The 12,848-nt window shown below is 63.0% G+C and carries 15 protein-coding genes; 3 read left to right on the top strand and 12 right to left on the bottom strand.

The annotated features are described in order from the left end of the window. Positions 1-95: 95 nt before the first annotated feature. The 9 genes from BLT42_RS00405 to BLT42_RS15055 all read right to left on the bottom strand — a co-directional run bounded on the left by BLT42_RS00405 (position 96) and on the right by BLT42_RS15055 (position 7,893). Positions 96-1,418: a hypothetical protein gene (locus BLT42_RS00405; protein WP_091765064.1), complete on the bottom strand. Its 1,323-nt coding sequence runs from the start codon at positions 1,416-1,418 to the stop codon at positions 96-98. Between the two features lie 132 nt (positions 1,419-1,550). Continuing rightward, positions 1,551-3,146, bottom strand: a complete 1,596-nt coding sequence (locus tag BLT42_RS00400) for a hypothetical protein (RefSeq protein WP_091765062.1) — start codon at positions 3,144-3,146, stop codon at positions 1,551-1,553. A 135-nt stretch (positions 3,147-3,281) separates the two neighbouring features. Continuing rightward, positions 3,282-3,710 (bottom strand): DoxX family membrane protein, encoded by a 429-nt coding sequence (locus tag BLT42_RS00395; protein ID WP_091765059.1) that lies wholly within the window; start codon positions 3,708-3,710, stop codon positions 3,282-3,284. 84 nt (positions 3,711-3,794) lie between these two features. After that, positions 3,795-4,340, bottom strand: coding sequence for a DoxX family protein (locus BLT42_RS00390; RefSeq protein ID WP_091765056.1), 546 nt, complete (start codon positions 4,338-4,340; stop codon positions 3,795-3,797). Then, positions 4,337-5,092 (bottom strand): HvfC/BufC family peptide modification chaperone, encoded by a 756-nt coding sequence (locus BLT42_RS00385; protein ID WP_091765053.1) that lies wholly within the window; start codon positions 5,090-5,092, stop codon positions 4,337-4,339. Before BLT42_RS00385 ends, BLT42_RS00390 begins: the two co-directional genes overlap by 4 nt. Then, positions 5,085-5,933 carry an MNIO family bufferin maturase gene (gene bufB / locus BLT42_RS00380; protein WP_407657262.1) on the bottom strand — a complete coding sequence of 283 codons (849 nt, stop codon included), beginning with the start codon at positions 5,931-5,933 and terminating at the stop codon, positions 5,085-5,087. Before bufB ends, BLT42_RS00385 begins: the two co-directional genes overlap by 8 nt. Before the next feature lie 67 nt (positions 5,934-6,000). Further along, entirely contained in the window at positions 6,001-6,300 is a 300-nt protein-coding gene (locus BLT42_RS00375; protein ID WP_091765048.1) for a BufA1 family periplasmic bufferin-type metallophore, read from the bottom strand. 172 nt (positions 6,301-6,472) lie between these two features. After that, positions 6,473-7,351, bottom strand: a complete 879-nt coding sequence (locus tag BLT42_RS00370; protein WP_091765047.1) for a hypothetical protein — start codon at positions 7,349-7,351, stop codon at positions 6,473-6,475. Positions 7,352-7,494: 143 nt separating this feature from the next. Further along, positions 7,495-7,893 carry a DUF2306 domain-containing protein gene (locus BLT42_RS15055; RefSeq protein WP_176780176.1) on the bottom strand — a complete coding sequence of 133 codons (399 nt, stop codon included), beginning with the start codon at positions 7,891-7,893 and terminating at the stop codon, positions 7,495-7,497. A gap of 138 nt (positions 7,894-8,031) precedes the next feature. Here BLT42_RS15055 and BLT42_RS00360 point away from each other — a divergent pair, with 138 nt between their 5' ends. After that, the gene (locus BLT42_RS00360) at positions 8,032-8,763 is read left to right on the top strand and encodes a LytTR family DNA-binding domain-containing protein (RefSeq protein ID WP_176780175.1); all 732 of its coding nucleotides are present in this window, start codon (positions 8,032-8,034) and stop codon (positions 8,761-8,763) included. A 112-nt stretch (positions 8,764-8,875) separates the two neighbouring features. Then, a complete protein-coding gene (locus BLT42_RS00355) occupies positions 8,876-9,643 on the top strand; it encodes a 2OG-Fe(II) oxygenase (protein ID WP_091765825.1) in 768 nt (255 codons plus the stop codon). 7 nt (positions 9,644-9,650) lie between these two features. Here BLT42_RS00355 and BLT42_RS00350 read toward each other — a convergent pair whose 3' ends face one another. Then, positions 9,651-10,490, bottom strand: coding sequence for a universal stress protein (locus tag BLT42_RS00350; RefSeq protein WP_143023982.1), 840 nt, complete (start codon positions 10,488-10,490; stop codon positions 9,651-9,653). Positions 10,491-10,514: 24 nt separating this feature from the next. Further along, the gene (locus BLT42_RS00345) at positions 10,515-11,069 is read right to left on the bottom strand and encodes a GNAT family N-acetyltransferase (RefSeq protein WP_091765038.1); all 555 of its coding nucleotides are present in this window, start codon (positions 11,067-11,069) and stop codon (positions 10,515-10,517) included. Between the two features lie 151 nt (positions 11,070-11,220). Between BLT42_RS00345 and BLT42_RS00340 the strand changes: the two genes are divergently transcribed. After that, positions 11,221-11,733, top strand: a complete 513-nt coding sequence (locus BLT42_RS00340) for a tryptophan-rich sensory protein (RefSeq protein WP_091765035.1) — start codon at positions 11,221-11,223, stop codon at positions 11,731-11,733. Between the two features lie 78 nt (positions 11,734-11,811). On the opposite strand, the gene mdh is transcribed toward BLT42_RS00340, so the two are convergent. Further along, entirely contained in the window at positions 11,812-12,774 is a 963-nt protein-coding gene (mdh, locus tag BLT42_RS00335; protein WP_091765033.1) for a malate dehydrogenase, read from the bottom strand. Positions 12,775-12,848: the final 74 nt, after the last annotated feature.

The raw sequence follows: 12,848 nt of genomic DNA, 5'->3' as shown, positions 1-12,848 counted from the left end.
TCGCGTGGGGAGAGATCGACAGATAGGCCGGGTGGAACCCGCCTTATAACACCCGCCCGCTTCAGCGCAACGCCTTCGCACGGACGGGTTTTCATTCAGATATGAACCACATTCGCCGCATCGTATGATGGTGCGGGCCTGTGGGCGATATCATTGAATTCGAGCGGCCTTGCTGGCGTCGGGACAGCTTGGTCCGGCCCGATCAGGTCGCCGCTGAACAAACGCACGCCAGCGCTGACCGAAGCGCCGAGCAGTGACGTGTTCTCGATTTGCGTCAGGAAAGTCTCGGCCCTGAGATCCTGGGCTGCCGTCACCAGGCCAAGCACAGCCTGGACGGTCGCGGTTGAGACCTCACCATCACCCAGCCGGTGGGGGATTTCAGTACCGAACATACCGATGCCACTGCCCTCGAACCGACGCAGCTTCGAGACGCCATAGGGCAGGCGCGCGATGATTTTCGACCCGAAGGGCATCATCGAGCGAAATAATTCCTGCATCTGCGCTTCCGGTGCGCCGTCGGGGATTCCGTCAATGCGCAACTGGAAATGCCGCCGGATCGGCACCGGCACCGATTGCAGAATGGCGAAATAACTCATCCGCTCCGACAGCGAGGAAATCGTGTCGTAATGCACCGGGATGATTATGCCGCAACTACCACCCGCGGCATGGACCCGCTGAAAGCCGCGCTGGGCGGCAATCGCGACAGAATGGTCCAGAAGGCGATTGAGTGGCCGGGAATCGAGCACCGTAAACGTCTCCCGGCCATAGGCGGGGAAGCCATTGATCACCCGGCGCGCGACACAGAGATGGTGGGAGACGGCATTGGTGCGCGCGTCCCAGCAGGGCTTGAAAACGATATCATCCCAGGGCGTCGAGCGGGGCTTCGCGGCCGATTGGGTCCAGCGCGGCGGAGGCGGGCCGGTTTCGGCAAGCGGTTCATCCTCAGCCCAGGCTGGCCGGCCCGGATCGCCCCCCGGATCCCGGGTCGCGCCACCCGCCCCTGACGGCCGGATTTCCGCTTCCTGCGGCTGGGCCTGGGCTATGATTTCGAGAAACTCCTCAGGCGAGACACTGCGGGATTCTGCGGCGAGTTTCAGGGTTTCCAATGCCTGGTCGCCGAGAAAGAAGGCGGAAAGCTCGGCGGTGATTTCAGCCACTCGCTCCGCCGCTGCATCACCGGTCAAAACACTGAAAATGATCAAGAACCCGCCCTGACAGCGGAAGGTGACATCGTCCGCGTCGAGCCGTTTCTCAATAAAGTGAGCGCTGACATCATAGATTTTTGTGCGCAAATGGGGCCAGTCAGAGCCCGCTCGCTGCTTCACCTCCTCGAGATTGAGGAATTGAAGCTGGCCCATCTCGACATTCGCGCGGCCCGCGAGTGCCAGTTTGAGCTTCATTTTGAGTTCAGGCTGCATCGCGTTCCTGCTCCGAACCCCTAGAGAACACCCGTGAGTGCAAACAGACGGTTACGACAGGCGCGATCCAGGTGTTTTTAGCAGGCCGGCCAGCCGGACCGCGCCGCCGTGCCGGCAAGCGATGGGGGGCACCTAGCTGCCATAACCCAGCAATTCACAATCGAAATCGCGCATGTCCTCGGCTCGCTGCCGCAGGGCGACGAAGGAAAGCGCCTGGTTTGGGATCGGCAAGGCTGCATCCGTCCCGATAGCGTCACCGGCAAAACCCCGCACGCCGACGCTGATGCCGGCGACCAGCGCCTCGAAACTATCAACCTGGCTGAGCGCAGTTCCGGCTCCCTGCTGGCTCGCCGCCTTGGTCCGGCGGCCCAGGAGTTCGATGTGCTCGTCCGAAATGCCCCCCGCACGGATTGCAGCCGGGATATCGGCCCCGAAAATATCGATCCCACACCCCTCAAACCGGCTCAGATCCGTCTGGTCGAACGGGACGGTCGCGAGCAAATTTGATCCAAACCATTTCATCGAGCGAAACATGTCCTGCATCTGCGCGAGCGGTGCATCGTGCGGAATATGGTCAACCCTCAGGAAGAAGTGCCGCCGCAGATGTGGAGGCACCACCTGCAGGATCGAAAAGTAATTCACACGATCAGCCACGGTGCGGATTGTGTCGTAGTGGACCGGGATGCAGATGTCGCAACTGTCGCCGCGGGCATATCCGCGTTGAAACCCGCGCTGGGCCGCGATCGCGACGGCGATATCAAGAGCGCTGTGAAGCTCGGGCGCACGGCTGCCCATCAGCGTGTCCCGACCGTAGGAGACAGCACCATCCTTGAAGCGCCGGGCCAGGCAGATATTGGAGCAAATCGCATTATGGGTCGCATCCCAGCACGGCTTGAAAATGATATCATCCCACAGCTGTGTAATATCGACCGGCACCGGCTCAAGCAGCGCGGGCTCGCTCATGACGTTCGCAGCCGCGTCGGCCGCCGAATATGCAAGACGAGCTGGTGCCCGCGCCTTGTCCCGGCCCGGCACCATGGCGCCGGTGTATTCTGGCTGACCGGAATTTGAGACCGGAGCCTCTTGCCAGCGTCCGACCGGCCGCGGCACGGTTCGAGGCTCCGCCTGGAGACCGGAAGATGATGCCGACGACGCCGATTGGCCTTCAACCCACCGGGCAACGGACTCGGGTACCGGCGAGCCCGCGTCACGACCAAGCGCCGGCGCCCGACCCTGCTTGCCATTCCGGGCCAGTTTCCGGTCCCTGCCAGAGGGGGCCGCGGGCTGTTCGGCTGTCCTGCGGCGACCACCCGACACCGCTTCGCCGGGGTCAGCCTGGGCGCTCATCTGTATGAATTGGGCGAATTCCGCCGCATTGACCTTGCGCGCACTCGCATTGATGTCGAGATCCTTGAGAATCTGGTCCCCGAGGAAAAACACGTTGAGTTCCTGCGAGAGGACTTCGAGCCGTGCCCGGGATTCTTCCGCCGACAAATGCGCGAAGATCAGAATGAAGCCCCCACGGCAGCGCACCACAACATCATCGGGATGCACCCGCTTTTCGACGAAATGAGTCGCAACGCTGTAGATTTTCTTGCGGACCTCGATCCAGCGGTCACCGGTCTCGACCTTGACCATTTCCAGATTGAGGAATTGGAACTCATTCATTTCCGCCGGAGAGCGCCCCGCCAGGGCTTTTTTCAGACGCTCTTCAAGTCCCGACGACATGGCATTTCCAATTCAACAACTTGCCACCAATGGGCGAATTTGTTGAATACTGGAGCTGCAGACGGATTCATTCAAATCATGAATAATGCATCGTTATCAATTACTTTACCTTCGGAACGCCGGTCAGGATTTGCCTTAGCGAAGCGCGCCCATGACCGCCCCGTCAACTGACAAGCCCCCGCCGCCACGCACACAGAGATAGAAGGCCAGCGCGCCATAGACCGCTGCGCTGGTCCAGGCCTGCGGCGCAATCCACCAGGCGAAGACAATCGCTGCGATCAATAGCGCCAGACCGACGATCCGGGTCAGAAAGCCGACGGCGAGCATCACGACCGCCAGGTGGGCACCCCAGACCGCGATCTGCGCCAATTGCGCTGGCGCCACCAGCGGCACGGCCCAGATCTGGGCCGCACTGACGGCAGACGGCACCACATCGGGCCAGTCTGCGGCATAGGCACGGCCCCACACCCATAATCCCGGTATAAGCGACCAGCGTAGCGCTGCGCCGACAATCCAGTCTGGCATGAAGCGTTCGGCGCGCTCGGTCTTGGTGATTTCCTGCATGCTTGTCCCCGATCCCCAAACCTCCATTGGAGGCCGTCAGAGCCAAGCATGCCTGCCGCGCCGTGCGCTGGCAATCTTATGCACCTAACGCGCGAAATAGCGTCCGGCCCAATGATCGACCGAGAGTCTTCCGGGGCCAGAACCGGCCACAAAAGCCGTCATCACCACCCACAAGGCATGCGTGCTCCACCAGGCATCCGGATAGACGAAGATCTGGATCACCACGGTCATGCCCAGCAGGGCCAGCGCCGACAATCGGGTCATGACACCCAGCACCAGCAGGATGGGAAGGGAGAATTCGGCCAGCGTTGCCATCCAGGCCGCGACCTCGATCGGGAGAAGCGGCAGGGCATACTCAGTCTCGAACAAAGCCAGCGTTGACGCTTTCAGGCTGAGCGGGAATTCCGGCAGGCGCAGATACGCACGCTGCACCGCGAAATCATTGATCATCTCGGTATAGGGAAAGACACCAACGGTCTGCACCTTGGTCAGGAGCGAGCGCCAGAACACACCCGCCAGCGTCAACCGGGCGAGGAGTTTGAGAGCATCACCGGCCAGATAGCGCTGCACGAGCTCAATCAGGCGTTGGTGCGCGTGCTGCGCGGTCTTGATACTCGCTGCGATCGTCATGAGCGGGATCCTCCAAGGATTGAACTGGCAAGGGCCTCACCGAACAGGTCGGCGGCATTGTGGCCGGCATCAACCGATGCGGCGGCATGGGCCGCATCCTGCAGGGTCTGCCCCTGCGCCAGCGCAGCCAGAAAGCCATGATCGGCCGATGACAGGGCGCGATGGCGCACAGTGCCGCGATGGCGCCAGACAAGGGCATGGTCCGGTGCCGGCCTGAGCTCGACACGCGCCGGCTCGGCATCATCGCGATTGCTGCGCCAGATCGCATAGGCCGGCCAGTTCGAAGTGCACAGATGGACCGAGGGGTGCAGGCGCGGCGCCAGTTGCGGCAATGCCTCCGGTGCCAGTCCTGCCAGCTGACCGGCGTCGAGGGCCGGCTCGTCTGATGCGTGGTGGGCCTCAAGCCAGGCCCGGTCGAGGCGCGCGACATCGCCGAGATAAACCAGCCCGGCGGAAGGGGCATAGCCGTCAATGAAATCGGCGAAAGCCTCGCCATAATGACTCATCACGGGATCGGTCGGCGGCACTGCCTGCCAATAAGCCTTGGCCATGGGCGCAAAGAAACCAGCGCCGACCAGCCGCTCGACCACCGGATAGGCGGCGCGCAGGACTTCAATCATGCCGTGAACGACATTATTGCGATAAACCGCCATGCGCCGCAGCGCCGCGGGCGTCGTCAACCAGGGCTCGAGCCCCGCCGCCTCGCCGCTCGTAATCGCAGCGACCAGTTCGTCATGAAAGCGGTCAGACATGAGCAGACTTTCCGGCGCGTGCGCACTCAAGCACACGCTGCGCCCGCTCGCGCTCGACAAGCAATTCGCCAAAGGCGGGAATATTATTGTCGCGCTCGATCAAGACCGGCCGCGGCCCGAGCCGGGCAATAACGGCTTCATACAGGCGCCAGACCGGATCTGCGACCGGCGCACCATGGGTGTCGATCAGCAATTCATCGCCCAGCTCCGCATCGGCCTCATGGCCGGCCAGGTGGAGTTCGCCAACAGCGTCTTCCGGGATCGTGTCGAGCCAGGCGGTGATGTCGAAACCGAGATTACGGGCGCTGACATGCAGATTATTGACGTCGAGCAAGAGGCCGCAACCGGTGCGCCGGACCGTCTCGGCGAGAAATTCAGCTTCCGGTATTTCTTCGCGCATCGGCAAGTAGCGCGAAGGGTTTTCGATCAGGACCGAACGCCCCAGCGCCGACTGCATCGCGTCCACATGTTCACAGAAACGGTCGAGCGCGAGGCGTGTCATCGGGGTGGGGAGAAGATCGTTGAAATAGGTGCCGGAATGAACCGACCAGGCAAGGTGTTCGGATATCCGCACCGGCTCATAGCGGTCGAGCAAGGCTTTCCAGCGCCGCAAATGAGCCGGATCGGGCGGTTCCAGCCCGCCCAGCGACAGGCCGACACCATGCAGTGAGACGGGCGCCTTCGCCCGGATAGCATCAAGCCAGTTCAGCCGCGGGCCGCCGGCCGACATGTAGTTCTCGGGATGAACCTCGAACCACAGGCCGGCCGCCTGTTCATCCAGGGCCGGGCGATAGTGCTCCGGCTTCAGGCCAAGGCCTGCTGAAGGGGGCGTTCCAGGGATGGACAAGCGACCTCGCCTCGCGATGCGGCACCCCGGGGGAGGGCGGCGCATTCAGGAGTGGTGGAAATCAGGGGCGTTCAACAGGCGTCAGCGAACCATTGCCGTAGGGCGTCTCGATGTCGACGCAGGTACCGGCCGGGACGGAGGTCCAGGCATTGCCCTGATAATCGACAGTCGAAGTCCCGGCGCAAGTCGTGCCCGGGCCCGCAGCGCAATCATTCTCACCGGCCAGGGCGACGCCATAGCAATGCTCCATTGGCGGCTCATTCTGCGTAGTCCCTGCGTGGGCGACAGCAGCGGTCAGCGAAAGGGCGAAGGCGGACGCGGCAAGGGCCGCAATTTTGGCCTTTGGGGTACGGGTTTTCATCAGGCTTGGTCTCCAGGGTCTGGCCGGTCGCCGATGGGGGGAAGAAAGTGTGCGACGGGCAGGGAGACCATATCGCGCAGCCGCCGGAAGGCTATTCACGTCCCCGTCCGGTCGCTTCACCAATGCGTTATCTGTGGCGTGATTGAGCGCGAGCGTCGGCTTGCGGCATTGGCTACTGGCCGGCGAACATCGTCATCCGGCCCGTCTGTGCGCCAAAGACCACCGTCTCATAGCTGCCCGGCAGCGGCCTTTCCTGCGGGCAGGCCTCGCTACGGCCCGCGCGCGGCGCGGCGAAGACCGGCCCATCGGCATTGTCAGTCATGCAGACCAGGCCGCCGCCGGCCAGACTGTCGGGACCGGGCGCGAGCAAGACCTGGCCGTCGCGGGGAAAGCCGCGATAGATTACCCGGCACTCGCCGGCTGCGAGCGCCTGCCAGGGCTGGAATTCAAGCCCGCCCGAAGTCGTGACCTGGCCGGCCGAGACCGGCACCGGCCCACGGCCATTATTACAGACCTCCAGCTCACGCACGAAGGCGGCCATGCCGCGCGGATCGACGGGCGCGCCCGGACAAAGTCCGGCATCGGCCGCGCCCAGGTCCTCACAATGAATGCGATGCACGACGCGGCCGAAATTGCGGCCGCCCGGCCCGCGCCGGCTTGTCGCCTCAACAGGCAGGCGGGTGAAGTCCCGGGCCCGGCGATTGGCCGAACAGGGCGGGACTGACGCCAGGGTCAATGTCGCGTCCGCCGGCACGCAATAGGTCTGAGCAGTTTCCCGGGCCGGCCAGACCCAGCTTCCCGACATCACATGCAGGTCGAGATCTTCGCCGACGACACCATTGAGGGCGCCGTTCAGGCATTCGCCCGGTGCGATCATGAACCAGCTGCGCAAGGTGCGCGATGGAGCCGGCGTCGTCCGGTAGGCGGCGGCGGCGGCGACGGCAAATCCGGTCTGGTTGCAGACCTCAAGCAGCACATCGCGCGGCGCCTGGGCCTGAACCGGCGCCGCGAAACCGGCCATGAGAAGAAAACCGAGAAAACCAGACCGCATAACACTCTCCATCCGCCGGAATGGTTGCGGCGACGATCCCGCAGGTCAACCGGGAAAATCTCTCCCCGCACCAGCCCCTTCGGACCCGGCGCCGCATCCCGGCTGTCTTCAACAGCTTCAGGTGAGGCCGGAAAGATCGCTGATCACAGGCCCGCGAGGACAATCGTGTGCATCAGGCGCCCCGGGATGAAGGAGAGCAGGCCGGGAATGATCAGGGCGCCATAGAACAGACCCATGACCTGGCCTCGATGACCGCGCCGGTCACCCCGGCGGGCCGAGAGGACGAGACGGAAGACGCCGATAATCGTCAGCGGCACGAAGATATGGATGAAGGAAAAATTGCCGCCATTGATTTGCCGGATGAAGATCGCGCTGATCGCGGCCGATGCCATCAACAGGACGAAGAGAATCCCCATCGTGCGGTGCGGCAGATTGCCCTTTGGGGCGAACATCTGGATCGAGCCGATCAGCAAAGCTCCAACGGCGCTCAAGACATGCAGCTGGACGACGAAGGGGGCGGTCAGGAAAGCTTCGGTATTCATGGCAATCTCCTCGGATGGCGTGGTCTGTGGGAGACACAAAAACGCATCACGGCAGGGATTGAAGCGCGATTGCGCAAACGGGCTGATGCGGTTCGCGAAATGCGCTAGGTGTTGATCCACGCTTCGTGAATGGACGTCATGACCCCGAATGATTCCAACAAGGGCCTGCTGCCAACCATCGCCATTATCGTGGTGCTGGGCAGTTTTCTGTCCGTACTCGGACCCTATCAAACCCATCAGCTCGGATTTCCCGGCGTCTGGTTCTACTGGGTCGGCCTGATGAGTCTGGGCTGGGCCTCCAACGCCCTGGTGACCTTGTTTCTGGCGCGCCTCACCGGCGACTGGCCCTGCCTCGCCCATTACGCGCTCGCCTCATTCCTGATCAGCATCCCGATCACGATCGGCGTTGTCACCATCCAGGCGCTGCTCTCGCACCCTTTCGCGGTCCAGGCCCTGCCCGTCGTCTTCATCTTCGTCTGGGTCATTTCTGCGGCCGTGACCGCGCTGGGCTGGCTGATGGACCGCCGCGCCGCGCCGCCGGAAACGCCGGCGATCAGCCGGGCCCTACTCGACAAGCTGCCGCCACGCCTGCAGCGCGCCCCCTTGCTGGCCCTGCAGTCGGAAGATCACTATCTGCGCGTCCACACCTCTGCCGGCGATGCACTGGTCCTGATGCGGCTGAGCGATGCCATGACAGCTGTCGAGAATCTGGACGGCCGTCAGACCCATCGCTCCTGGTGGGTGGCGCGCCAGGCCGTCGACACCGTCTCCCGCGGCGACGGACGCGCCGTTCTCACGTTGAGCAATGGTGTGCAGGCCCCTGTCAGCCGCACCCACGCGCCCGGCCTGCGCGAGGCGGGCTGGTATTGATTCCCGCAGCGCCCTGCGGCGGCATGCCGCCTGATCAAGGCCTTGCCCGCCAGCGCTGCGCGTCACACACTCCCGCCACCCGATTACCCCAGCCTGCAGGATGACCGCGCCGATGAGCCCCAGTATCGATTTCAAGCTGAACCCGGATCTCGACGTCGCCCATTATGCCCGCCTGTATGCCAAGACCGGCCTGGTACAAATCCCGGACATACTGACGGAAGACACGGCCAATGCCGTTCACGAAATGCTCGCCCGGCAGATCTCCTGGCGGCTGGTCTTCGTCGCGCCGGAGGGCGGACAGGTTGCGGATTACGGCTCGGTAGTCTGTCTCGACCAGGCTGAAATGCAGGCCATGGGCCGCGACGGCCTGCAACAGATCATCGCCGGCGTCATGGAAATGGCGCGCAAGAATATCGGCTTTCTCTACTCATCCTACCCGATGATCCAGGCCTATTCCGAGGGCTGGGATCCGGGACACCCGATCCATCAATTGACGGAATTCATGAACTCCCCGGCCTTTCTGGACTTCGGTTGCGAAGTGATCGGTGCCAAGCAGATCACCAAGGCCGACTGCCAGGCCACGCTCTATTCGCGCGGCCATTTCCTCACCCGTCACAGCGATGTTGGCATGAATAACGAACGCCGCGCGGCGTACACGTTTGGCTTCACGCGCGACTGGCAAACCGATTGGGGCGGATTGTTGATGTTTCTCGATGACAAGCAGGATGTCGAGCGGGCCTTGATGCCGCGCTTCAATCTGCTGTCGCTGTTTGACGGACACCGGATCCATTCGGTGAGTCCGATCTCGCCCTTTGCCGGTGCCGGGCGTTACCAGATCACCGGCTGGCTACGCGACGATCTCCCACCCTTCATCAGCTAGTCCAGGCTCAATGCGCCAGCAGGACAGCGAAGGACGTCCCGTCGATCAGTGACGTCGTTTCATCACGGCCGAGGGCGCGCAGCAGTATTGGCGCACCAAACCCGCCCATCACGAGAAGATCGGTATGGTCTGCCGTCGCTGCATCGATCAACACCTCCGAAGCACTACGCCCCTCGAGCGCAATCGTGCTGGTCGCGGCTGTCACGCAATGCAGGTCGAGATAGGCAGCGACCTCCGCCAGCTGGTCTGAAGCTTCAGCGCCACGTCCCGCCCGCAAGACCGCGACCGCATCGGCGGCCTGCAGCATCGGCATGGCACCGACCATTGCGCGCATCGCCTCCAGCGAGCCATCCCAGGCAATCGCCATTCGCTTGAATCCCGCCTCCGGGTCCCGCTCCGCCGGGAGCAGGAGCACGGGGCGGCCCGATCGTGTCGCCGCCATGCTGATAGATTGCAGTGCCGCGGCTCCAGCCCGTCCTTCGGGCTTGGCCATGACGAACAGGTCACACAGGCGCCCCTCATCGGCGAGCGCTTCCTCAGGCAAGCCAATGTATTCGATGAATTTTCCAATCACCGCTTCATCGGCCTCGTCAGCCACCGTTTCGAAAGCGGCGTGCGCGGCAGCGCTGGCCTTCGCTGCAGCATCCGCGAGCGCTTCGAGCACGGCCTCCATCCCGTAGGTCGAAAAGGAATCGCCGAGAAAGTCGGCGCCGCTGGCCAGGTTGCGGCGGACGAAGAGGGCGTCGAGGCGAGCCTCGTGCTCGCGGCAAAGCCCCACACCCTGCCGCAGAAGCGGGCCATCGGATGGCGAGCCATCGAGCATGATAACAATACGACGAAGCCTCATGGAAATTCTCCTGTCGGTAAAGCTCTAGACGACATCCGCGATAAATTCCTGACGATTGGCGCGCCAGTCAGCGGCGGTCTGGCCCCAGATATCCACCAGGATACCAAAGCCCGGAACTTCCACTTCCTGGCCGCTATTGGTCGAGCCGACACGGTCGGCGACAGCCTGACTACCGTGATTATCGGCATGAATGAGGTGGATAACACTGTCCCAGCCCAGCGTATCGAAGGCGTGATCCATACAGGCGATCGCGGCCTCGGTCGCATAACCCTTGCCCCAGCTTTCCCGATTCAGCGTCCAGCCGATTTCCGGCTGCGGCCAGCCATGCGGATACCAAGGCCCGACCCGGCCAAGCCATTGGCCCGTTGCCTTCTCGATCACCGAGAAAAAGCCATAGCCGCGCAAACGCCAGTGGCCGGCAATACCGCACAGGCTCCGCCAGGCCAGCGCGGGCGATTGCACCCCGCCAATAAAACGGGTTGTGACCTCGTCGGCCATCATCGTGCAGAGCGGCTCGAAATCCGAAAGATTCGGCGGTCGCAGCAGCAGGCGTTCGGTTTCCAGGACAGTGTCGGTCATGCCCTGAAAGCGACACCACCCCGCCACAAACGTCAAGTAGGGGTAAGGGCGGCAAATGCGCCCGCATGGCGGATCGCCAGCTCTGCGGCATGATGGCTCGGCGATTGCAGGGCTGCGCATGAAACTGGGCTTTAGGAGAGTGTAAACCATCATGGACGCCAGCAACCGTCCCGGAGTGATACGCTTATTGATCTACATGCTCGTCGCGGCGGGCGTGTCGGGTGGATTTGCGGGCTGGGTACAATCGAGCGAAGCGGCGCTGTGGACGGCGAATCTGAACACCCCCGACTGGACGCCGGTCGGAATTCTGCCCAACCTCATTTCGATTCTCACCATGCAATTGATCGCGATCAGCCTGTGGATCACACAGCGCAGCGAGCGCGGTGCCTTTCGCTTTCTCGCAGCGGCACTCACGCTGGGTATCGTCGCCGGTCTGGCCTTGCAGGTGTGTATCACCTTTGGTGGGCGGGATGTTCAGTCGGGCTTCCTGGCCGCGCTGGCATTATGGCTCTACGCGCTTTTCACCGTGGCCATCGTCGGACGCTGCTCAAGACCGGCAGGCTGGTTGCTCTGGCCCCTGTTTGCGTGGCTGACCTTCGTGGTCGCGCTGAGCTTTGAAGTCATGAGGCTCAACAATACATCGACATTCGTCGGCGGGCTCTGAACACGACCGGCGTGGAAACACGAGAACGGCCGCCGGATATCTCCAGCGGCCGTTCTTCATCTCAGACTGGCGTCCGGATCAGGCGAGCGACGGGTCGAGCGCCTTACAGGCCGCGACCAGACCTTTGACCGAGTCGACCGAGACATCGAACATGGCCTGTTCTTCAGCATTGAGCTGGATCTCGACCACTTTCTCGACACCACCGGCACCAATCACGACGGGCACGCCGACATACATGTCGTCCTGGCCGAACTGGCCAGTCAGATGTGCGGCGCAAGGCAGGACGCGCTTCTTGTCGCGCAGATAGGCGGTCGCCATTTCAATGGCACTCTCGGCCGGTGCATAGAAAGCCGAGCCGGTGCCGAGCAGGGCGACGATCTCGCCGCCGCCGCCGCGCGTGCGCTTGACGATTTCTTCCATCTTGGCGTCGGTCGACCAGCCCATGGCGATCAGATCGGGAACCGGGATGCCGGCGACGGTGGAGTAACGCAGCAGCGGCACCATGGTGTCGCCATGCCCGCCCATCACGAAAGCGGTGACGTCTTCAACCGAAACCGAGAACTCATCGGCGAGGAAATGGCGGAAGCGGGCGCTGTCGAGCACGCCGGCCATGCCGACGACCTTGTTGTGCGGCAGGCCGGAGAACTGGCGCAGGGCCCAGACCATGGCGTCGAGCGGGTTGGTGATGCAGATCACGAAAGCGTCGGGCGCGTGTTTGGCAATGCCTTCGCCAACCGCCTTCATCACTTTCAGATTGATGCCGAGAAGGTCATCGCGGCTCATGCCTGGCTTGCGCGGCACACCGGCGGTGACGATGCAGACATCGGCGCCGGCAATGGCGGCATAGTCGTCAGCGCCGGCCAGTTTGGAATCCTTGCCGAAAACCGGGCTGGCTTCAGCGATATCGAGGGCCTTGCCCTTGGCAACACCGGCAGCAATGTCGAACAGGACGACATCGCCGAGTTCTTCACGCGCGGCGATATGAGCCAAAGTGCCACCGATCATACCGGATCCGATGAGCGCAATCTTGTTACGGGCCATGGGGAGAGCTCCTCTTGAGGGAAATGAATTGCTGGCTCGCGGTCTAACCCCGCACGCGCGTCCGGGCAAGAGAC

This window comes from Maricaulis salignorans (assembly GCF_900103475.1).
GTDB classification, from domain to species: domain Bacteria; phylum Pseudomonadota; class Alphaproteobacteria; order Caulobacterales; family Maricaulaceae; genus Maricaulis; species Maricaulis salignorans.
The sequence above is the reverse complement of the archived record's forward strand: the minus strand, read 5'-3'. Positions and strand labels throughout refer to the sequence as shown.

Excerpts from the sequence above, each read along its gene's own strand:
- BLT42_RS00405 (WP_091765064.1), bottom strand. The coding sequence starts at position 1,418 with ATGCAGCCTGAACTCAAAATGAAGCTCAAACTGGCACTCGCGGGCCGC.
- BLT42_RS00400 (WP_091765062.1), bottom strand. The coding sequence starts at position 3,146 with ATGTCGTCGGGACTTGAAGAGCGTCTGAAAAAAGCCCTGGCGGGGCGC.
- BLT42_RS00395 (WP_091765059.1), bottom strand. The coding sequence starts at position 3,710 with ATGCAGGAAATCACCAAGACCGAGCGCGCCGAACGCTTCATGCCAGAC.
- BLT42_RS00390 (WP_091765056.1), bottom strand. The coding sequence starts at position 4,340 with ATGACGATCGCAGCGAGTATCAAGACCGCGCAGCACGCGCACCAACGC.
- BLT42_RS00385 (WP_091765053.1), bottom strand. The coding sequence starts at position 5,092 with ATGTCTGACCGCTTTCATGACGAACTGGTCGCTGCGATTACGAGCGGC.
- BLT42_RS00375 (WP_091765048.1), bottom strand. The coding sequence starts at position 6,300 with ATGAAAACCCGTACCCCAAAGGCCAAAATTGCGGCCCTTGCCGCGTCC.
- BLT42_RS00370 (WP_091765047.1), bottom strand. The coding sequence starts at position 7,351 with ATGCGGTCTGGTTTTCTCGGTTTTCTTCTCATGGCCGGTTTCGCGGCG.
- BLT42_RS15055 (WP_176780176.1), bottom strand. The coding sequence starts at position 7,893 with ATGAATACCGAAGCTTTCCTGACCGCCCCCTTCGTCGTCCAGCTGCAT.
- BLT42_RS00360 (WP_176780175.1), top strand. The coding sequence starts at position 8,032 with ATGACCCCGAATGATTCCAACAAGGGCCTGCTGCCAACCATCGCCATT.
- BLT42_RS00355 (WP_091765825.1), top strand. The coding sequence starts at position 8,876 with ATGAGCCCCAGTATCGATTTCAAGCTGAACCCGGATCTCGACGTCGCC.
- BLT42_RS00350 (WP_143023982.1), bottom strand. The coding sequence starts at position 10,490 with ATGAGGCTTCGTCGTATTGTTATCATGCTCGATGGCTCGCCATCCGAT.
- BLT42_RS00345 (WP_091765038.1), bottom strand. The coding sequence starts at position 11,069 with ATGACCGACACTGTCCTGGAAACCGAACGCCTGCTGCTGCGACCGCCG.
- BLT42_RS00340 (WP_091765035.1), top strand. The coding sequence starts at position 11,221 with ATGGACGCCAGCAACCGTCCCGGAGTGATACGCTTATTGATCTACATG.
- mdh (WP_091765033.1), bottom strand. The coding sequence starts at position 12,774 with ATGGCCCGTAACAAGATTGCGCTCATCGGATCCGGTATGATCGGTGGC.